The 20,117-nt window shown below is 48.3% G+C and carries 14 protein-coding genes, 14 tRNA genes and 2 riboswitches; of the genes, 1 reads left to right on the top strand and 27 read right to left on the bottom strand.

What is annotated here, in order from left to right; all coding sequences use genetic code 11:
* Positions 1-113: 113 nt before the first annotated feature.
* From C7R94_RS18010 to C7R94_RS17970, 9 genes are all read right to left on the bottom strand, one after another.
* On the bottom strand, positions 114-629 hold the full coding sequence (locus tag C7R94_RS18010; protein WP_047072420.1) for a sigma-70 family RNA polymerase sigma factor: 516 nt from the start codon (positions 627-629) through the stop codon (positions 114-116).
* A gap of 421 nt (positions 630-1,050) precedes the next feature.
* Positions 1,051-1,614, bottom strand: coding sequence for a GNAT family N-acetyltransferase (locus C7R94_RS18005; protein ID WP_047072424.1), 564 nt, complete (start codon positions 1,612-1,614; stop codon positions 1,051-1,053).
* A 376-nt stretch (positions 1,615-1,990) separates the two neighbouring features.
* Positions 1,991-3,286: an adenylosuccinate lyase gene (gene purB / locus C7R94_RS18000; protein WP_047072425.1), complete on the bottom strand. Its 1,296-nt coding sequence runs from the start codon at positions 3,284-3,286 to the stop codon at positions 1,991-1,993.
* A complete protein-coding gene (gene purK / locus C7R94_RS17995; RefSeq protein ID WP_106783409.1) occupies positions 3,283-4,446 on the bottom strand; it encodes a 5-(carboxyamino)imidazole ribonucleotide synthase in 1,164 nt (387 codons plus the stop codon). The genes purB and purK overlap by 4 nt, the downstream gene beginning before the upstream one ends.
* A complete protein-coding gene (gene purE, locus C7R94_RS17990; protein WP_012684280.1) occupies positions 4,443-4,931 on the bottom strand; it encodes a 5-(carboxyamino)imidazole ribonucleotide mutase in 489 nt (162 codons plus the stop codon). Before purE ends, purK begins: the two co-directional genes overlap by 4 nt.
* A 182-nt stretch (positions 4,932-5,113) precedes the next feature.
* Entirely contained in the window at positions 5,114-6,652 is a 1,539-nt protein-coding gene (locus C7R94_RS17985) for a M1 family metallopeptidase (RefSeq protein ID WP_106783407.1), read from the bottom strand.
* Between the two features lie 19 nt (positions 6,653-6,671).
* Positions 6,672-8,168 carry a M1 family metallopeptidase gene (locus C7R94_RS17980; protein WP_106783405.1) on the bottom strand — a complete coding sequence of 499 codons (1,497 nt, stop codon included), beginning with the start codon at positions 8,166-8,168 and terminating at the stop codon, positions 6,672-6,674.
* 59 nt (positions 8,169-8,227) lie between these two features.
* Positions 8,228-9,529, bottom strand: coding sequence for a histidine--tRNA ligase (locus tag C7R94_RS17975; RefSeq protein WP_106783514.1), 1,302 nt, complete (start codon positions 9,527-9,529; stop codon positions 8,228-8,230).
* Between the two features lie 294 nt (positions 9,530-9,823).
* The gene (locus C7R94_RS17970) at positions 9,824-11,200 is read right to left on the bottom strand and encodes an NCS2 family permease (protein WP_047072435.1); all 1,377 of its coding nucleotides are present in this window, start codon (positions 11,198-11,200) and stop codon (positions 9,824-9,826) included.
* Positions 11,201-11,395: 195 nt separating this feature from the next.
* A riboswitch (purine riboswitch) is annotated at positions 11,396-11,497 on the bottom strand.
* Between the two features lie 146 nt (positions 11,498-11,643).
* On the opposite strand from C7R94_RS17970, the gene C7R94_RS17960 reads away from it, so the two are divergent.
* Entirely contained in the window at positions 11,644-12,120 is a 477-nt protein-coding gene (locus tag C7R94_RS17960; RefSeq protein WP_233220599.1) for an NTF2 fold immunity protein, read from the top strand.
* 67 nt (positions 12,121-12,187) lie between these two features.
* On the opposite strand, the gene guaA is transcribed toward C7R94_RS17960, so the two are convergent.
* The 18 genes from guaA to C7R94_RS17870 all read right to left on the bottom strand — a co-directional run bounded on the left by guaA (position 12,188) and on the right by C7R94_RS17870 (position 20,093).
* Entirely contained in the window at positions 12,188-13,726 is a 1,539-nt protein-coding gene (guaA, locus tag C7R94_RS17955) for a glutamine-hydrolyzing GMP synthase (RefSeq protein ID WP_047072477.1), read from the bottom strand.
* A 158-nt stretch (positions 13,727-13,884) separates the two neighbouring features.
* Positions 13,885-13,987, bottom strand: a riboswitch (purine riboswitch).
* A 20-nt stretch (positions 13,988-14,007) separates the two neighbouring features.
* Entirely contained in the window at positions 14,008-16,242 is a 2,235-nt protein-coding gene (locus C7R94_RS17950) for a transglutaminase TgpA family protein (protein WP_199197945.1), read from the bottom strand.
* A gap of 4 nt (positions 16,243-16,246) precedes the next feature.
* Entirely contained in the window at positions 16,247-17,452 is a 1,206-nt protein-coding gene (locus tag C7R94_RS17945; protein ID WP_047072440.1) for a DUF58 domain-containing protein, read from the bottom strand.
* A 14-nt stretch (positions 17,453-17,466) separates the two neighbouring features.
* Positions 17,467-18,420: an AAA family ATPase gene (locus tag C7R94_RS17940; protein ID WP_106783395.1), complete on the bottom strand. Its 954-nt coding sequence runs from the start codon at positions 18,418-18,420 to the stop codon at positions 17,467-17,469.
* A 196-nt stretch (positions 18,421-18,616) separates the two neighbouring features.
* Positions 18,617-18,693 (bottom strand) — tRNA-Arg (locus C7R94_RS17935).
* Between the two features lie 7 nt (positions 18,694-18,700).
* Positions 18,701-18,776: transfer RNA gene (locus C7R94_RS17930), tRNA-Gly, on the bottom strand.
* A 51-nt stretch (positions 18,777-18,827) separates the two neighbouring features.
* Positions 18,828-18,909, bottom strand: a tRNA-Leu gene (locus C7R94_RS17925).
* 67 nt (positions 18,910-18,976) lie between these two features.
* Positions 18,977-19,052 (bottom strand) — tRNA-Lys (locus tag C7R94_RS17920).
* Positions 19,053-19,057: 5 nt separating this feature from the next.
* Positions 19,058-19,132, bottom strand: a tRNA-Gln gene (locus C7R94_RS17915).
* Positions 19,133-19,136: 4 nt separating this feature from the next.
* A tRNA-Thr gene (locus C7R94_RS17910) sits at positions 19,137-19,212 on the bottom strand.
* An 18-nt stretch (positions 19,213-19,230) separates the two neighbouring features.
* A tRNA-Phe gene (locus tag C7R94_RS17905) sits at positions 19,231-19,306 on the bottom strand.
* A 35-nt stretch (positions 19,307-19,341) separates the two neighbouring features.
* Positions 19,342-19,418, bottom strand: a tRNA-Asp gene (locus C7R94_RS17900).
* Between the two features lie 5 nt (positions 19,419-19,423).
* Positions 19,424-19,500: transfer RNA gene (locus C7R94_RS17895), tRNA-Met, on the bottom strand.
* A 57-nt stretch (positions 19,501-19,557) separates the two neighbouring features.
* Positions 19,558-19,633: transfer RNA gene (locus tag C7R94_RS17890), tRNA-Val, on the bottom strand.
* Positions 19,634-19,720: 87 nt separating this feature from the next.
* A tRNA-Glu gene (locus C7R94_RS17885) sits at positions 19,721-19,794 on the bottom strand.
* Between the two features lie 14 nt (positions 19,795-19,808).
* Positions 19,809-19,893: transfer RNA gene (locus C7R94_RS17880), tRNA-Leu, on the bottom strand.
* 8 nt (positions 19,894-19,901) lie between these two features.
* A tRNA-Met gene (locus C7R94_RS17875) sits at positions 19,902-19,978 on the bottom strand.
* Positions 19,979-20,002: 24 nt separating this feature from the next.
* Positions 20,003-20,093 (bottom strand) — tRNA-Ser (locus C7R94_RS17870).
* Between the last annotated feature and the right edge of the window lie 24 nt (positions 20,094-20,117).

Raw genomic sequence — 20,117 nt, 5'->3', positions numbered from 1 at the left:
TCGGAGCGGACAGTCTCAACCCCCAGCAGGACGGAGCCTGGAGCCTAGCATGGAAATATTCTTCTCTCCACTACAGCTCCTCAATAAAAAAAGGGCAGGACTGTTGCCCCCCCTTAAGCTTGTTCTGTCATCAATTGCTGGAGCTTCTTAATCCCACGGAAGTGCAAGATTTTCACCGAAGCCTCTGTCTTACCTAAGATTTCCGCGATCTCATTCATTCGCAAATCTCCGAGATAGCGCAGGGCGATCACATTGCGTTGATCCTTTGTCAGCGTGTGCACCTTATCCCATAAACCCTCGGTTGTCTCCTGATTCAGAAGGCACTCCTCCGGCAGCTTATCTGTTGCGACCATATTGCTAAATGTGTCCTGATCCACCGGACTCTCACGCTTCTTGCGCATGTAGTCAATCAAAGCATTGTGCGCAATTCGGAAAATCCAGGCACCAAAAGGATGGCGGCCATCGTACTGCTCAAGCTTGGAGTACACCTTAATAAACACAGTCGTTGTCAGGTCTTCCACATCCCAGACGTTTTTTACCCGGTAGCGGAAATAGCGATATATTTTAGCAGAGTAATCTTCGTAAATTTGTTGGTGACTTAATTTTGGATACATGATTGCTGTCGTCATAATCGATCTCCCGTTTCGTGATCCGTATGAATTGATTTCATTGTACGGTCGAAACGAAGCAGGAACCATCGAGTTATATTTCAGGAAGCTTACACTTTTGTAAGGTACTTATGGGCTCGTTGTAAGCTCGCACAAGTAGGTACGGAAGAGGTTTCATTTCGGTTACAACTTTCAAAAGAAATCTTTAAAAATTTCTTAAGGAATTTTTTAAGTTGTCTTTAATGTTCGAAGAAAATAAAGTCATAGACTGGCGACCTTGATATTACGCATTTCTTATGGACTTAAACGCCTAGCCTTCGAAAAATAAGTATTAGACTGACTAAACAAAGAAACAGCGACGGCCCAAGACTTGAAAAAATAAAGTCTTAGACTGTCGCTGTCTTTGTTGAACTAACGTTCCCCGTTAGTTTAATCCAACATGTCATCGTTGTATCTTTGCAAAAATGTATGTGTCCCTCAATTCGCTTCCATCAACCGATAAATCTTCGTTCTTGATAATACCCTCAAGTTCAAAGTGTAATCGCTCAGGTATTAACTTACTTCTAGTATTTTTAGTATCACAACGTATTTCCAATCTTCGGGCATTCAACTGACTAAAAGCAAAATCACAAATACCTTCAACTGCTTCAGTCATATACCCATTGCCACTAAAACGTGTATTTATCCAATATCCAATTTCAAATTTCCGTACATCCCAGTCTATGTTATGTAAGCTTGACGTAGCAACAAATTGCCCCGTTTCTTTCATGAAGACAAGGAATCTTAGATTTTCACGACTTATAAATCTTACATGTGCCTCTCTAACTGCAAGTTCAATATCATATTCGGTTTGTTCATTTTGTACAAACTTTAACCAAGGTTTCAACTCATCTATCGAAGCATTAATGGCTTCAAATACAACCTTACCATCCCCTGGTTTTGGCATTCTAATTACTAATCGTTCAGTATGAAACTCATCTGGAAAATCAATCATAATTGGTTTCATAACATTCCCCTTTGGTTTATTCCTATCATATAAAACAACCATAAACTATGCTACTAAAACAACTTGTTACGCTATTACGCAAATCTGCCCGTTAGCTTAATGCCTAAGGCCAGTCTAAAACTTTATTTTCACTGAACATTTAAAGCCGTTTTTGCGTGTCATTTCAAAGCAGTTTTCATGCTATACGGTGTTTCTGCTTAGTAGTACTTTCACACCTTGAATTCACTTTCAAGCAATTATAAATAAGCTGCGCAGGAGAAGCGCATTTCCAGTCCCCCAGCAGGGCGTAGGCCGAAGCGTAGACTGGAAATGCGCTTCTCCCCCACTACGGCTTCTTAATAAAAAAAGCCCCCGAAAAATTCGAGGGCACTTGCATTTAAATCAATCCCAGACGTTGGAAAATCGTATCCACATGTTTCAGGTGGTAACGGTAGTCAAAGCACTCATCCAGCTCTTCCTTGGACAGTGTAGAGCTGACCGTTGCATCCTCCTCGACGATCGCACGGAAGGAGCGTTGCTCTTCCCACGCCTGCATCGCACGAGGCTGTACCGTGTCATAGGCTTGCTCGCGGCTCATGCCTTTTTCGATCAGCTTGAGCATGACTTGCTGCGAGTAGATCAATCCAAAGGTACGGTCCATATTGCGCTTCATGTTCTCAGGGAACACTGTCAAGTTTTTCACGATGTTCATGAAACGGCGCAGCATGTAATTCAATGCTTGTGTCGCATCTGGCAAAATCACGCGCTCCGCAGAGGAGTGGGAAATATCCCGCTCATGCCACAGGGAAACATTTTCATAGGAAGTGAGCATGTGACCGCGGATGACACGAGCCAGACCGCAAATGTTTTCGCTGCCGATTGGGTTGCGCTTGTGTGGCATTGCAGAAGAACCTTTTTGTCCTTTAGCAAATGCCTCTTCTACCTCGCGCATCTCGCTCTTTTGCAGACCGCGAATTTCTGTCGCGAATTTCTCCAAAGAAGTTGCGATCAGTGCCAATGTCGCCATGTACTCGGCGTGGCGATCACGCTGCAAGGTTTGGGTAGAAATAGGCGCTGCCGACAGCCCCAGCTTCTCGCACACGTACGCTTCCACGAACGGATCGATGTTTGCGTATGTTCCAACTGCGCCAGAGATTTTTCCGTACGCCACTTCTTTTTTCGCAGCCTGAAAACGCGCCAGGTTGCGCTTCATTTCTTCATGCCACAGGGCCAGCTTCAAACCAAAAGTCGTAGGCTCCGCATGTACGCCATGTGTTCTGCCCATGCAAACTGTATCCTTGTGCTCACGTGCTTTGTCGGCCAAAATCTCGATGAAGTCTTGAATATCCTTCTCCAAAATTTCATTCGCCTGACGCAGCAGGTAAGACAGAGCAGTATCCACTACATCGGTAGAAGTCAGTCCGTAATGCACCCATTTCTTTTCTTCGCCCAAGGTTTCCGATACCGCACGGGTAAACGCCACCACATCATGGCGTGTCTCTTCTTCGATCTCATAGATTCTGTTAATGTCAAAAGTAGCGTTATCCCACAGCTTTTTCACGTCTTCCTCAGGAATGACGCCCAGCTTGGACCATGCTTCACACGCGAGAATTTCTACTTCCAGCCACGCTTTGAATTTGTTTTCTTCCGTCCAAATGGCGCGCATTTCCGGTCGGGAATAGCGTTCGATCATGATAATACCTCCGATGTATTCGTCCAGATTTTCAGCTCATCAATCAGGGTGAGCGCTTCTTCTACAGTAGGGGCGAGCACATTGATATGCCCCATTTTACGCTTGGCCTTGCTCTCTGCTTTTCCGTACAAATGGAGCTTGGCTGTGCGAGGCAGCTTGTCGATCTGATCGATGACAGGCTGTAGATGCTCTCCCAAAATATTAACCATCACGACGCTCGAGAGCAACTCTGTAGATCCCAAAGGCAGATTGCAAACCGCCCGAACATGCTGCTCAAACTGCGAGGTCACACAAGCATCCATGGTAAAATGCCCAGAGTTATGCGGTCGAGGCGCCAATTCATTGACATACAACTGACCATCTTCGGTCAAAAACAGCTCAACTGCAATGAGTCCGACCACATCCAGCTTTTCTACAATCGTACGAGCAATTTCTTCCGCGCGGGCTGCTACTTGAGCCGAAATACGAGCGGGTACGATGCTCAAATGCAGAATGTTTTCCTGATGAATATTTTCTGACACTGGAAAAACAGCCAGTTCTCCCGCCGGATTGCGTGCAGCAATCACAGACAGCTCCATTTGGAATGGTACAAATTGTTCCACTATCAGCTCTGTACCTGCTTTGGATAACGTTTCATACGCCTCCTCCAGCTCAGCCTCGCTTCTCAATACCCATTGTCCTTTGCCGTCATAGCCACCGGTTGCGGTCTTCATAACAGCAGGCAGCCCCAGTTCACGCACGGCGTTCTGCAAATCCTCCAAGCTATTTACGACACAAAACGGAGCAACCGGGATGCCGATCTCGCGAATGGCAGTCTTTTCCCGAATCCGGTTTTGGGTGATACGCAAAAGGCGGCTCCCCTGCGGTACATAAGCGCGGCTCTCCAACACTTCAGCCACCTGTGCATCGACATTTTCAAATTCATAAGAGATGACATCACTGACTGAGGCAAGCTGCATCGCTGCTTCTACATCATCGTAGCTGGCGACAATTTGCCGATCAGCTGTTTGGCCGCATGGTGCGTCTGCTGTCGGGTCCATTGTGACAAAGCGGTAGCCCATAGCTCGTCCCGCAAGAGCAATCATCCGTCCAAGCTGTCCTCCGCCGAGTATTCCTAAGGTCGATCCTGGTTTGATTTGCTTACGGTCTTTGGTTGTCATTCGAGTTCACTAGCCTCCAGCACCTTATTGCGCACATCATCACGTCTTTGCACGAACCGCTCTTGTACGTCTGGATATTTGATCCCCAAAATTTGCGCAGCCAATAACCCTGCATTAATGGCTCCAGCTTTTCCGATCGCAACCGTCGCCACAGGCACGCCCCCTGGCATTTGCACAATCGACAAAAGCGAGTCGAGACCATTCAAGTTGGATGATTTTACCGGTACACCAATGACAGGCAACTCTGTCTTAGCAGCCACCATTCCTGGCAAATGAGCTGCCCCGCCCGCACCCGCAATAATGACTTCCAAGCCGCGACTTTTAGCAGTCTCGGCATACGTAAACATCAAGTCTGGCGTTCTGTGTGCAGACACGACCTTCTTTTCGTACGGTACCTGCAATTCGTCCAAGATCGCGCAAGCTTCCTTCATTGTTTCCCAGTCTGACGTACTGCCCATAATGACTCCTACCAAAGGCTGTAGCATGAACCATTTCGCCCCCTACGTTTTGTAACATCAGAAGAAAACCCAACCGACTAACGGCTTTTTGCGCCGCTCTCATCGCCTGGGCTATTCGCACTCGTTTTCTCTCAACATATTCAGTGTAGCAGGGAGAAAGTTTGCCTGTCAACCTCGTTTCCGAACATTTAAAATTAGTGTATCAAAAATTATTCGTGTTTGCCTTTTTCTACCCAATTGTTGGCCGCTTCGGCTTTTTCTAGCTCGACCTGAAGCCAATAATCTAAATAGGGACTGGCATCCGCCCCGGCAGCTGCAGTCAATAGCGCTGTAATTTGCTCCCCATTCGCCTGCTTGTATTGATGATCTCGTACATATTGACGCAGCACCTGATGCAGTCGTTCGACTCCCCATTTTTCCTTCAAGTTCCACCACATGGCACCTGCTCGCCCATAAACGAGGTCATTGTAGCTCCTCCAATCTGGAAAAGCCTCCACCGACGACTTTGCAGTGACTCCTTGGTTCGCATATCCTTCCGCTGCACGCGCTTGGTCCAGCCGCATCTGAATATACGCTTGTGAACGTACAGGGGACTTTTGCTGCAAAAATACCATCGTCGCATAATCTGTCAGTCCCTCATCTAACCAAGCCTCTCGCACCTCGTCGTTTCCGACCAGCCCGTAAAACCACTGATGTGCCGTTTCATGTGCTACGACCGCTTCCCCCATGGCGTCGCTACGGTCAACATACTCCTGGGCAATAAAAACGAGGCTCGGGTATTCCATCCCCCCAAAGAAACCTCCTGTCTTGACAACATCGTATTCCTTATACGGATACACCCCGAACTGTTTTCCGTAATAGTCGAGAGACTCCTTGGCAGTCTCATGTATTCGTTCTACGTTTTGCGGGTCATCACTTTTCTGCACCCACGTACGTACGATAGTATCCCCGACCTGTCCAGATATGGGCTGGTACGTATTGTCCATGACGACAAGGGCAAAATCCCGAACGTTCCATGCGTCCACTTCATAGATTTTTAGGCGTTGCGGTCTCGTCTCGGTGATGACAGCCACGCTCTCCAATCCACTCGTAGCAAGCTGGTACCCCTCTGATAACTGCACACGCAAATGATAATTCGCCACATCCGAGTAAAAAGGATCGCCAATCGCGGAATAAAAATCGAGCCGCCAGCCTCCTGCGTCCTTGACCGCCATAATCGGCAGCCAGTTGCCCAGCCACATCGCATGATCATGGTAAGACATCCGGCCATTGTTATAAGGAACCTCGAGCTGAAATTTCATATCCACTACCGTCTCAACAGACGATGTCCTTTCAGGAAGGGGCACTTGTAAAAGCGTATTGTTCTTACCTGCATACTGTACACCGACACTTTTTCCGTTTACCCGTACTTGGCTTATCTTGATACCGCCAGGCTCACGTTGTTTGCCCAGCACAACCTCCCAGTTCTCTCCACTGAGAGTAGCATTCGCAGAAAAAGCATTGGGATATAAATGAAAAAAAGCTTGGTCATCTTGTGGGACAAAGCGAGCCGTCAGCATGCCCTTCACCACGTGCTTGTTCATATCGATTTGTACGTCGGCCCTGTAAGTGACTGCAGCCTGCTTGTGGTCAATCGGCACAAGCTCCTGAGCATCTAAGACAGCCTGCCCTGTCCAAGGCCGGACGGTCAAGAATACAGTCAAAACGACTCCTACTGCCGCGATGACCACCCAATGCTTCCGCCACATCGTGATCCCCTGCCTTCGATTACTTCTTCTGATGCTTGAGACGTTGGCGCTCCAGCCAAGCTGCTGCCTGGTCCTGCTCGGACATGTCTACCCTCAACCAATAGTCCAAGAAGGCGCTTGCATCTTCTCCTGCCATCTCAGATAGAAATGCTTCCCATTCCTTTCCGGTCACCACCTGATAACGGTATTTCTCAACATACTGCTTCAAAACGTCATGTACCCTTTCTTCCCCCCACGCTCCCTGCAATAGCCAGAGCATCGAGGACGGACGGGAATAGACGAGATCGCTATAACTCTGATTATTAGGAAATGCAGACAGCGCTTGCCAAGGGCGCAGTTCCTCTGCCACATAATACTGAACAGAGGTGCCCTGCTCCAGCCGTCTACGCACACGTTCTGCTCCCAACAGCGGGTCTTGCTGAGATAAATACGAGAGCGTCACGTACTCCGTGAATCCCTCATCCAGCCATGCTTCCTTTACCTGATTATTTCCGAGCAAGCCGTAAAACCACTGATGTGCCGTCTCATGGACAACCGTGACGATACCCGTTTCTTCCCCTGAAAAGAAATGACGCCCGTCAAGAAAGACCAATGCCGGATACTCCATCCCGTTAATCGCGCCACCAGTCCTTACCACATCGAACTCGCTATATGGGTAAGCACCCAATTGATGATGAAAATAGGCGAGAGACTCCGCTGCTGCTTCATGAATCTGCGCAGCAGTTGCCGGATCATCTGTTTTCCGCCACCATGTTCGGACGACTGTTTCGCCCACCTTCGTTTCCGTTCGCTGATAGGAGGCATCCATGACGACGAGGGCAAAATCCCTCACGTTTTCTGCACGGAGCTGTATCGTCTTTTCTCTCTCGCCAGCAGAAACCTGTTTCGCAGCCCTGTCAGGCGCTGTGCTAGCCAGTTGATAGTCTTTTGGCAGCGTCACGTTCACATCATAATCTGCGTTCTCACTGTAAAATGGATCACCGACAGGCTCGTACGGATCGAGATGCCAGCCTTCCTTGTCGTAAACCGCAAGAACCGGGAGCCAGTTCCCCAGCCAGATCGATTGGTCATCGTACGACATCCTGCCGTCGTTTCGCGGAAGAGTCATCTCGAACTCCATCACAATCTTTCGTGGGCCCTTCTGTCCTTCTAGCGGCACTTCGAGGATGTTCAGATCTTTCGTCTGTTTGCCGACAACCGCTACACCATCGACCAAGAGCTTTTTATTAGTGTATGAGCCAAGCGTTGGACCATTGCCTAAAAGTTCCTCCCATAGCATGCCTTGATGCTCTTCTGTAAATACGTTCGGGTAAAGATGGAGATAAGCACGAGTAGGGTCTTTTGGCCAAAAGGTAATCGTTACGGTTCCTGCTACTTCTTTCTTGATTGGATCAATTCGCACATCAGCCCGATAGAGTGGTTTACGCGTAAGCGCAGTACCCTCGTCAGCATTCACAGGCAACATCCACGTCAAAAACAATAAGCTACAACCGACCATTGAGACCCATTTCTTCACGCCATCTCCCCCTTTTCTCTACTGTACAAAAAATGGAAGAAAAAGACTATCTTTCCTCTTTACCCTGATAGCTTGTCGGACAACCACTTTTCAACCAACTCCAAAGGAACCGGCTGTTCCGTTCCCTCTCGCATATCTCGGACGACGACCTGCCCGCTGTTCACTTCGTTTTCCCCATAGATCAGCGCAAAAGCAAAGCCTTCTTTGTTTGCATAATCGAGTGCTTTTTTCAGTCGTCTACCTGTCAACTCCAGCTCGACTCTAATGCCGCTCTCGCGCAATCGATTGGCCAGGCCAAGACTGGATGCTTCTGTCCCGAGGGGAATAACGAGTACATCGGCAGCTTTTTGCTCTTCCGTGTTGCGATTTGCCAGCGCTGCAAGAATGACATCCAACCCAAACGAAATCCCTACAGCGGGATACTCTCTTCCATCATCCAAAAGCCGACCGATAATCTGATCGTAACGTCCCCCACTGCCGATACTGGACGTTATACTTCCATCCTGCAAAAAGATCTCATACACAATTCCCGTGTAAATCCCTAAGCCTCTTGCCAAAAATGGAGAGAAACGAAGCTCCCCACCCACACCCGCTCCTTTTACATAGGCAAGCATATCGCGCAGCTCCCGAATCCCTTCCTGAACAAGCGAAGATGTAAAGCGCTCTGCCAACAGATCCAGGGTAATCACCCCTTCTTGCAGGAAAGACGTAATTGCCAACACGAGTGATTCCTCGACGTTTCGCTCCCGCAAGTCATCACGGACTCCATCCACGCCGATTTTCTCGAGCTTATCCAGCGACAGCATGACATCCCCGGCCCGCATGGTGGGAACTCCCAGCTCCTGAAGCACCCCAGATAACAGCTTGCGGTTGTTGACCTCAATGTACACGTCAAGCCCCAGCCGCTTGAATGCCTCAAATGCCATGCTGAGCAATTCTGCTTCAGCCAGCACCGATGTCGTTCCCACGATATCGACATCGCATTGGATAAATTCGCGCAATCGCCCGGTTTTTACCGGACCGTCCCGAAATACTTTTCCGATCTCATACCGCTTGAACGGCATCCGCATCTCAGGGTTCATGCCCACTACCTTCGTCAATGGAACAGTCAAATCATAGCGAAGGCCGAGCACTCTATCTCCTTGGTCGTTCAAGCGATACACTTCCTTCAAGATTTCATCCCCGCCGCCGTACTTGGATGCCAGCAATTCGTAGTGCTGTAGCATAGGCGTCTCTAATGGTTTGCAGCCGTATGTCTCGAATACAGCCTCGAGCGTCCGTCGTATCCAGTTTCGTTGCATCTGCTCCTGCGGCATGAAATCTTTTGTGCCTTTTACCGTTTTTAATACTTCGTTTTCCATGAGTAACACCCTTTCCTTTATCAGATAGAGAAAACCAAAAAAGCCATGCAAGGCAACTTCTTGCCCGCATGGCTTCCTAAATACACCACCGCAGGCACGAAGCACAAGAAGCGCTTGCACCTGCGGAAAAATGTCCGAAGATACAAACGCTCTACGTGTGGTGATGCTGTTGAAGGAACATGTTAAGACCTGTCATGGGAATCGGTCCATCCTTCCGTGAAAAAAGATTTTTCCTATCATAGCGCAAAAAAAGCTCCCCGTCCAGCGGACGAAGAGCCTGATTCCCAAAAAATTCTATTCGCGCAACCAGATGAAGTACGCCAGGAAGACGAAGAACAGCACATACATCGCCGGATGCACTTCGCGAGCCTTGCCTTTCATTACCTTCATCACCGGATAAACGATGAAGCCCGTCGCAATACCTGTTGCAATACTGTAAGTCAATGGCATCAACAAAATGGTCAGGAATGCAGGGAACGCTTCATCCAGGTCATCCCAAGCCACTTTTGCAATGTGAGAAGCCATCAGAACACCGACGATAATGAGCGCTGGTGCTGTAACCGCAGGTGTGACAATCGCAAGAATCGGCGAGAAGAACAACGCCAGCAGGAACATAATCCCTGTGACAACTGCGGTAAATCCGGAGCGTCCGCCTGCCGCTACCCCTGCTGTCGATTCAACATAAGCTGTAGTGGTAGATGTACCGAGTACTGCACCTGCCATACCTGCAATCGCATCGGAAGCGAGTGCTTTTCCTGGACGTGGCAAATTGCCGTCTTCGCGGAGCAATCCAGCTTGGTTTGCTACACCCAAGAGCGTACCTGTTGCATCGAAAAAGTCTACAAACAAAAACGTCAAAACAACAATCAGCATATTCACGGTGAACAATGCGGATGGATCACCCAGATATTGGAACGCAGCACCGAATGTAGGAGCAAGGCTCGGTGGTGCAGAAACAACTTGCTCAGGCAGATTCACCAGTCCGAAAAACATTCCGGTAATCGCTGTAATCAGCATTCCGATAAAGATACCTGCATTGACTTTGCGAGAAAGCAGAATGACCGTCACGATCAGACCAAACACGGCAAGCAATGCATTTTTCGCTGCCAAAATTTCTTCCGGCTTCATGCCCTCGTGATAGAAGGTCAGATGTCCCAGTGCTACGAAGGTGGCATCATTTGCTACGATGATACCTGCGTTTTTCAAACCGATAAACGCGATAAAAAGACCAATCCCTGCCGAAACGGCGTACTTCAAGCTTTGTGGAATCGCTTTGATGATCGCTTCACGAACACCTGTCAGGGACAGAATCAAAAAGATCGTACAAGAAAGGAATACGCCAGCCAAAGCCTGTTGCCAAGGAATTTGCATCGTCAGAACGACGGTATAAGTAAAAAATGCGTTCAAACCCATCCCCGGAGCTTGACCGATCGGCAAACGTCCGAGAATACCCATTAACAGTGTTCCGAGAGCAGCAGCCAAAGCCGTTGCGGTAAAGACAGCCCCGAATTCAGGGTAGTTTGCTTTCAAATCTGGCGGCAGATCCGCACCACTGAGAATGAATGGATTGACAGCCAAGATATATGCCATTGCCAAAAAAGTAGTGATACCTGCGATGATTTCGCGACGGTAATTGGTGCCTAGCTTGTCAAACTCGAAATACTTCCGCACCTATAAGTCCCCCCATACTAATCTTGTTGCCAAAAATAGTCTAACTGTTTTTTGCCGACCGTAAACGGTCACATCTTTTTTGATGAAAACCGTCGAGACGTTTTTCACAAAAAAAGGCCCGGACGCTCTTATCATGCGCCTGGCCGTCAAACAAAACACTCCGGGAATAATTCCAAATATAATAACAAAACCAAATCCCGATGACATTTTGTTCGTAGCCGGGTCGTTAACGGCGACCATGTAGAAACTCCTGAGCCATATTCTCAAGAATATACGAACCTTCCTATATTACCTGCTCACATTGAGAAGTGTATCAGGTGACATAGGGAATGTCAACGAAAATACGAACGTTCATTTTTATAAAGAGTTTAATATCCGGATATTTTCCAAGAAAGCCTGTGTTATAATTCATAACCAGATGGAGGTGATCCAAATTGAACTTTATGGATGCTTGGGAACAAATAATAGCGAAGCAGGAACGAGAACGTGACCGGCTTCGAGTCAATCGAATCACCGTACGGGTCGACGATAAGAAAAAGAGCAAGCACAACGTTCATCCAAAAGAAAAAGTCATCGAATATGGTTTTGTAGAACGTGATTTGTATGATGAGAATTTATTCGGGAGGTTTGAACTCTATTTCGCCGATCGCGTCACTCTTCTCCAGCAAGATCGGTTTGGAGATGAAATTGCTTTTGGTGAGCTTGCAGATGAACATGCAGCTGCCACGGCAATCTTCTCTTATTTAGCGGAGCACTATTCTCAGTTTTTGGAGGAAACTCCCTTCGCTATTAGCTACAACCCTATTGCAGAAGCTTGGATTATCGAAGGAACTCTTCCTCCAGGATGGCTAGGTGGGGTCATTTATATTGCTCTTGCAAAAGAAAATGGAAAGCTTCTCATGATGTATGGAACGAGATGATTCTGGAGCAAAAAAACTCCCTTTTATTCGCAAATCACGCGAATAAAAGAGAGTCATTTTTTTGTTCCTATTCCCACTCAATTGTTGCTGGTGGTTTGGACGTTACATCATACACAATGCGGTTTACATTGTCTACTTCATTCACGATACGCACAGAGATTTTCTCCAATACATCCCACGGAATGCGCGCCCAGTCAGCAGTCATACCATCAATGGACGTTACCGCACGAATCCCTACTGTGTAAGAATACGTACGAACATCACCCATTACCCCTACCGTCGTCATGTTTGGCAGAGCCGTGAAGTACTGCCAGATTTCGCGATCGAGACCTGCCTTGGCAATCTCCTCACGCAGAATCGCATCGGATTCACGAACGATCTTCAGTTTTTCTTCCGTCACTTCACCCAAAACCCGAATGCCGAGGCCTGGTCCTGGGAATGGCTGACGCCAAACAATCTCATCTGGCAAGCCCAGCTCTGTACCCAGTTTGCGTACTTCGTCTTTGAACAATGTTTTCAATGGTTCAATCAACGTGAACTTCATGTCTTCTGGCAAACCGCCCACATTGTGGTGGGATTTGATCGTTTGTGCAGTTGCTGTACCGCTCTCCACGATATCGGTGTACAGCGTGCCTTGTGCCAAAAAGTCCATATCTGTCAGCTTCGCTGCTTCTTCATCGAATACATAAATGAACTCGTTACCGATGATTTTGCGCTTTTGCTCTGGGTCAGATACACCTTTGAGTTTGCTCATGAAACGCTCGCGAGCATCGATCTTGATCACTTTCATGGAGAATTTCTCAGCGAATGTCTCCATGACCCCTTCTGCTTCCCCTTGGCGTAGAAGACCATGGTCAACGAACATGCACGTCAATTGATCGCCAATCGCTTTGTGAATCAGCGCTGCTACTACGGAAGAATCCACACCGCCGCTCAACGCACACAGTACCTGCTTGTTGCCGACTGTTTCACGAATGCGAACCAGCTCGTCCTCAATGAACGTCGTCATGCTCCAAGTCGCTTCACATCCACAAATGTTGAACAGGAAGTTTCCAATGAACTCAGTACCTTTTTGGGTATGAACTACTTCCGGATGGAACTGTACGCCGTACAGCTTGCGCTCAAGGTTGCTGATTGCAGCTACCGGGCAACTGTCGCTTACTGCATCAATGACAAATCCGGTTGGGAGCTCCACTACTTTGTCAGAGTGGCTCATCCACACGATTTCGTTTGCATCCCATTTGTCGTACAAGTTGTGTTTTTGCTGCATACGCAATTCAGCTTTTCCGTACTCGCGTTTACCCGCACGTTCTACTTTTCCGCCCGTCAAATGGCTCATCAGCTGCATCCCGTAGCAAATACCCAATACAGGCAAGCCCAGATCAAAAATCGCCGGGTCTACAGTTGGCGCTCCCTCTTCGTACACGCTAGCAGGTCCGCCAGAGAAAATAATCCCTTTTGGATTCATCTCTTTAATCTTTTCAACAGGTGTATTAAACGGTATCAGTTCACTGTAAACACCCAGATCGCGTACACGGCGCGCGATCAACTGATTGTACTGGCCTCCGAAATCGAGTACGACGACCATTTCCATTGACTTGTCCATCATATCCCCCTTCTCCTGTAACATACAGGACGTGCAAGTGTCGGCATGCCATGCGAAGTTGTCGCATATTTGCAAAAAAGCCGGGACTGCTATCTCCGATAAACAATACGGAGGCAACGTCCCAGCTTGTGTACACATGTGCGGTTTGCATGTACAAAAATCCGATGTGCTCTCCTCGTAGTCGCCAAATTTACGGTCTAGCGGTAGAAACTTTCAGGCCCTATTCCTGATCATTATACGAGTCTCATTGATCGTCATTCTAGCAGATGGAACGGCATTGTTCAAGGCTTCAATTGACGGATTAATCGTTCAAGTATTTGCTCTGCTATTGTTCTCGCCTTTTGTTCCATTTCTTTGTAGCCATACACGGATCGTTCGTACAGCTCCGTCAAATAGCGTAGGTCTTGTCGCTTGTCTGCCGGCAGGGTCATCCTGCCCACGTACTCCCGCAACGTTTCTCCTGGCTGTCTGCGCGTGTAGACTCGCTCCATCATTCGCATCAGTAAATGATACCGATCCGGGAACTCACTGCCTCGCTCTTGATTCAGCTGCCTGCGCATCCACCATAGCTGGATGTCTTGTCTGCGTCGCCACGCGATAATTCCTGCCACGACAGCGACTACTGCCAATCCCGCGTTTACTTGCCATGGAATTTTAATCCCACTACCTGCTGGGCTGTCTCCCTCTTCCAGCTCATTGAAACGTCCATTCCCACGGTCGATGTCCGTTTGATTCGCCATATTTGGCAACGGAACGGGGATCTCAGGCTGTGAGGTGACCAAATCATAATTAAAACGAACAGGTGACATGAATGTACTCGTCGCTTCAAAAGGAACCCACCCAATCCCCGGGAAGTATACCTCTACCCACGAGTGAGCATCCCTGTTGCGCACTTCTACAGTCTCGTAGTTAAGCGCATCCGTTCCTACTCGTTCACCAGGAGCGAAGCCCTTGACCCAACGTGTCGGGATATCCAGAGTACGAAGCATAACCGCCATCGAGGTGGAAAAATGGTCACAGTACCCTCGAAGGCTGTCAAACAAGAAGTGATCGACAAAATCCTGACCTTCTGCAGCGACTGGAACGTCTTTCGTTTCATACTTATATTTTCCACTTGAGCGCAAGTAATTCTCGATCGCTCTCACTTTGTCATAAGGAGTCTTCGCATCCTTGGTAATCGTTGCAGCGAGCTCTCTCACTCTCGGAGGCACCGAGGCTGGCACTTGCAAATAGCGTTCTTTGATCTCATCCGGATAGTTCGTTCCGGCATTCGTTACGGCCTTTTCACTGACAATCGGCACTTCTGCCTCGACCTTGTATTGATTCAGTTTTAGCAAAAGCGGATTGGGGCCGTACTCTGGCCGACCGTTTTTCTCACTCAGCTGAACCAAGTTGATTTTTCCCGCCCGTACTTCTAGTTGCTGATTCATTTTGTCATAAACAACGGTTGCCTCTGGTGGAGCGTAGTTGCTCACCTTTTTCAGCTGACCTTGATAAAAGACAGTCGGGAATTGCTGCGGGCCTTTAAATTCTAATGTAGCTTGAACCTTCTTCGTTTCAAGCCCTTGGAACAACGTATTCTCCCATGTATAGGTTTGCGGGTCCAGGATTGACTCATACTCTCTATCGCCTTTTTCCCAGCCAACTCCCGTATACACGTCCTTCGAGTCACCGCGCCAATAGCTGCGCTCGTTCGTCTTTGCAATAAACACTAATGTGTTATCTTGCAGGAAAGGACCGCCCAACCGTTCGTCGTTGTTATCGTATCCTACTTTTTTCATCACGCCAACAGGGGTATCGTTTCCTTTCCCTGTTAAAAAGGCGATCGGATCAGGCCATGACGGCCCTTCCTTCGGTGCAGCATAACCGATGCCTATGCAAGCCATAATGACCAACACCGAAGCCAGGAGTGAGTTGAACATGATTCGGCTTCTCTTCCCTGCCAATGTTGCCATGTTCGTCATCTTCATCAGATGGCTAATGGACAGCATCAGGAAACCAATAATCAGCGTCCGTACAACCCCTGCACTGGCATCATACGGGAGAAAGGTATCCAACACAGCCAAATACAGCTCCGTCAAAAAGACAAACCATAAGCCTTGTCGCTGTTCCAGCACCAGATACGTTAACATCGTCGCTAATAACACCAAGACAAGGTCAAACATGGTATTCCGCGACAAGATCGACATGTTGGCCCAATCCTGTTGAAACGCTAACGGAAGATCATGAATCATCTGCCCGTACAATTCACTAATCCATTCCGAGTCAAAAAACGGTTTGTCAAATAGAGTAGCATGCAAAAGCACCATTAGCCCCAGTGCCTTGATCGGCAAGGTTAACCACCGATAAGGGATCAACAGGTCAATGATAACAACTCCACCCACAATCGCATAAAACGGCCACAGAACGCCCGTATCGGTCAATGTCTGTAGAGGAATCAGCCACTCTCTTAACATCAGGAACAGAAAAAGGGCCAAGACCCATTCCCAAATCGTTGGACGCTTCCAAACGCTCATGAGTCTATGCACCTCCAATCCGTTTCCACTCTTGATCATCCATGTGAATAGACGTACATGTTACTTTGTTTGCGCCAAGCAGCTGCAACGCTTGCTTTTGTTCATGCGAAATCGTTGACTCGTTCTGCATGAGAAACAACTGCACCCGTCTGCCTTTTTGAGCGAGTGTGACCAAACGACTGATCAACGTTTTTTCTACATGCGGTGTAATAATAATCAAAGTGACCCCTTGAGGTTGCTCCAATGCTTCTCTTCCCACAATTTTTGCAAATAACTCTTGTCCTTCTGGCGCGACACGTGCTAATTGGTCAAAAACTCTGAGGAAATGGGCATGGGACAGCCCTGGTGGTATCGATATACGTTCTGCTTGCTTGTACACGAGCCCATAATGGTATTGATTCCGATTGGCGTAAGCTACAAGACTCGCTGCTAGCTTCACCGCTGTTTCGAACAAGTGCACAGGCTTCCCTTGGTAGCTCGCCTTCTCTACATCAAGGAAAAAGACAGCCTGATTCATCGCCTGATGTTCAAATTCCTTCGTCTTCAGACCCGTCCCCCGTGCGGAAGCGCGCCAATGAATCTGGCTCAATCGATCGCCCCGATGATAGTCTCTAACGCCGCGTACTGCTGCTACATCGTCAGAACGTCGATGGGAGACATGCACCGTCCCGCTGAAGCTCCCGTCACCCAGGGCCCAATGGGTCAATTCCTTGTATTTTGGATAAACGAGAAACTCCTGCGATATCGAATAAACCTTGCGACGCTCAAAAAATCCAAAAAAATCTCCGCCACTCACTACACATTCATCGAGACGATAGTATCCCCTCGGTACATTGGGTATGACATACCGAAACTCGACTTCCCTTTTGAACCACGGGAATATCAGTTGTCGATGAGGCTCATACACGCCAGCCAGCCTCGCCGGCAACGGCTCCATAACCATATTCCAGCCCAGCGGAAACCAAATCCTCCGGCGCAGGCGTATCGTTACAATGACGTCTTCCCCATCCTGCAAACGATTGCGATCTAATTCACGCTCGACTTCTAGCTTCGTGAACATGAGTACATAAGCGACAATTTCATACAGGAGAAACACCAAACTACTATAGAAAAGAAACCAGCTTGAGAAGCCACCTTGAAATTTTGCGAATACATAAGTGATCAGGACTAATGCAATCGCCTTGAGCTTACCCCACCTTTGCTGTCTCATCTGCAATCACCGCCTTAGCTTACCGGGACACGGGTCTCAGACAAGATCATAGCCAACACCCGATCTACGGTTGCTCCTTCCAGTCTTGCTTCTGGTTTCACAATCATACGGTGTGCAAACACTACTGGAACTAGTTCCTTCACGTCATCTGGAATGACATAATCACGTCCACGGACGAATGCCAATGCCTGAACAGCCCGGAAAAGAGCAAGGGAACCGCGCGGGCTCACGCCTAGATAAATATGATGATGCTCACGCGTACGATGACATAGACGCACGATGTATTCTTTTATTCCTTCCGATACCTTGACCGTCGATACCTGGCGTTGTAGTTCCGCAAGCTCGGCGGTGGTCATAACCGGTTGAAGCTCTTCCAATGGATTCGCTGACGAGAATCTGGACAACATCCGCATTTCTTCCTCTACCGTTGGATACCCCAAGCTTACTTGCATGAAAAATCGGTCCAATTGAGCTTCAGGTAATGGGAAGGTCCCTTCATACTCTAATGGGTTTTGCGTTGCCATCACAAAAAACGGCTCTGCCAATCGATACGTAGCACCATCGATTGTTACCGAGCGCTCTTCCATGGCTTCCAAGAGTGCGGATTGTGTTTTTGGCGAAGTCCGGTTGATTTCGTCTGCAAGAATGACATTTGCAAAAATCGGCCCTTGACGGAACTCAAACTCCAGACTTTTTTGATTAAAGATAGCAACCCCTGTCACATCCGTTGGCAACAAATCTGGGGTAAATTGAATACGTTTAAACTCACCGCTGATTGATTTGGACAATGCACGCACCATCATGGTCTTCCCAACGCCTGGTACATCTTCGAGCAAAACGTGACCATTCGCTAGAACAGCCGCTACCATCAGTTCAATTACAGAACGTTTACCAATCAATACTTTTTCTATATTATCGATTAAACTGGCTATTGCAGGATTTACTTGTTCCAATTTGATAGGGTTCATGTTGATACAACTCCTGTTCCATGATATTCTTCCGCAGGTTTGTAACAGCTGTTCCTCCATGCTTTCAGCGTAATTCTAAAGTAATGGATGCAAATAGGAGATACAAGGGAAAAATGCTTAAAATTTGCAAAAATACACAACGAATTATAAAAAAAAGAGTAGGATCTATTCCTACTCTTCGATTTCATATGAAATATGGCGTGCCCTGAGAGATTCGAACTCCCGACCTTTTGATTCGTAGTCAAACGCTCTATCCAGCTGAGCTAAGGGCACAAATAAATGGAGCGGACGAAGGGTCTCGAACCCTCGACCTTCGCCTTGGCAAGGCGACGCTCTACCAATTGAGCTACGTCCGCATGTTACATCTTATGAGGTTAGTACTGAGGACAAAGCTTTCTGTCATAGTATGGTGCGGGTGAAGGGACTTGAACCCCCACGGTTGCCCGCCAGAACCTAAATCTGGTGCGTCTGCCATTCCGCCACACCCGCATTTTACTTAGAACAGAAAAGGCATTGCTTTTACTATCACGCAGCTTTGCTTGTTCAGCTAAAAAACTGGTGAGCCATGAAGGACTCGAACCTTCGACCCTCTGATTAAAAGTCAGATGCTCTACCAACTGAGCTAATGGCTCGCAAATGGCTGGGGTACTAGGATTTGAACCTAGGAATGACGGAGTCAAAGTCCGTTGCCTTACCGCTTGGCTATACCCCAATGGTGGTGCCGGCAATAGGACTTGAACCCACAACCCCCTGATTACAAGTCAGGTGCTCTACCAATTGAGCTATACCGGCGCAGTTGAATTTAATTAATGGTGGCTCGGGACGGAATCGAACCGCCGACACGAGGATTTTCAGTCCTCTGCTCTACCGACTGAGCTACCGAGCCATTTATGAATAATCTTTGCCATTCTTTAAGAAAAATGGCGGAGCTGACGGGACTCGAACCCGCGACCTCCGGTGTGACAGACCGGCGTGAACTCCAACTTCACCACAGCTCCATATTTGGTTGCGGGAGCAGGATTTGAACCTGCGACCTTCGGGTTATGAGCCCGACGAGCTACCGAGCTGCTCCATCCCGCGACGATCAGGACTATCGAGTGTCAGTGTTGACTGACCTTCCTTGCCCTATTATATAAGTGGTGGAGGCTGACGGGATCGAACCGCCGACCCTCTGCTTGTAAGGCAGATGCTCTCCCAGCTGAGCTAAGCCTCCACATTCCCCACAAAGTGACGTTAATGCTCTGAAGCATATTCCGAGTACTTTGCGGGGGCCCCATATTGATATGGGCGTTTTGCTAGGTGACCCGTAGGGGATTCGAACCCCTGAATGACAGCGTGAAAGGCTGCTGTGTTAAACCGCTTCACCAACGGGCCAGGATTATGAAGTATGGTGCGGTCGGCGAGACTCGAACTCGCACGGGTCGCCCCGCCACCCCCTCAAGATGGTGTGTCTGCCAATTCCACCACGACCGCAACTAATATGGTAGCGGCGGAGGGAATCGAACCCCCGACCTTTCGGGTATGAACCGAACGCTCTAACCAGCTGAGCTACACCGCCATGAAGCTATGAGATTAAAACATATGGCGGAGAGTGAGGGATTCGAACCCTCGCTACGCTTGCGCATACTAACGGTTTAGCAAACCGTCCCCTTCGGCCTCTTGGGTAACTCTCCGTATATATGGCTCCTCGGGACGGA

This window comes from Brevibacillus sp. NRRL NRS-603 (assembly GCF_003013445.1).
Classification (GTDB): Bacteria; Bacillota; Bacilli; order Brevibacillales; family Brevibacillaceae; genus Brevibacillus; species Brevibacillus formosus.
The sequence above is the reverse complement of the archived record's forward strand: the minus strand, read 5'-3'. Positions and strand labels throughout refer to the sequence as shown.

Excerpts from the sequence above, each read along its gene's own strand:
- C7R94_RS18010 (WP_047072420.1), bottom strand. The coding sequence starts at position 629 with ATGACGACAGCAATCATGTATCCAAAATTAAGTCACCAACAAATTTAC.
- C7R94_RS18005 (WP_047072424.1), bottom strand. The coding sequence starts at position 1,614 with ATGAAACCAATTATGATTGATTTTCCAGATGAGTTTCATACTGAACGA.
- purB (WP_047072425.1), bottom strand. The coding sequence starts at position 3,286 with ATGATCGAACGCTATTCCCGACCGGAAATGCGCGCCATTTGGACGGAA.
- purK (WP_106783409.1), bottom strand. The coding sequence starts at position 4,446 with ATGACAACCAAAGACCGTAAGCAAATCAAACCAGGATCGACCTTAGGA.
- purE (WP_012684280.1), bottom strand. The coding sequence starts at position 4,931 with ATGCTACAGCCTTTGGTAGGAGTCATTATGGGCAGTACGTCAGACTGG.
- C7R94_RS17985 (WP_106783407.1), bottom strand. The coding sequence starts at position 6,652 with ATGTGGCGGAAGCATTGGGTGGTCATCGCGGCAGTAGGAGTCGTTTTG.
- C7R94_RS17975 (WP_106783514.1), bottom strand. The coding sequence starts at position 9,529 with ATGGAAAACGAAGTATTAAAAACGGTAAAAGGCACAAAAGATTTCATG.
- C7R94_RS17960 (WP_233220599.1), top strand. The coding sequence starts at position 11,644 with ATGGATGCTTGGGAACAAATAATAGCGAAGCAGGAACGAGAACGTGAC.
- guaA (WP_047072477.1), bottom strand. The coding sequence starts at position 13,726 with ATGGACAAGTCAATGGAAATGGTCGTCGTACTCGATTTCGGAGGCCAG.
- C7R94_RS17950 (WP_199197945.1), bottom strand. The coding sequence starts at position 16,242 with ATGAGCGTTTGGAAGCGTCCAACGATTTGGGAATGGGTCTTGGCCCTT.
- C7R94_RS17945 (WP_047072440.1), bottom strand. The coding sequence starts at position 17,452 with ATGAGACAGCAAAGGTGGGGTAAGCTCAAGGCGATTGCATTAGTCCTG.
- C7R94_RS17940 (WP_106783395.1), bottom strand. The coding sequence starts at position 18,420 with ATGAACCCTATCAAATTGGAACAAGTAAATCCTGCAATAGCCAGTTTA.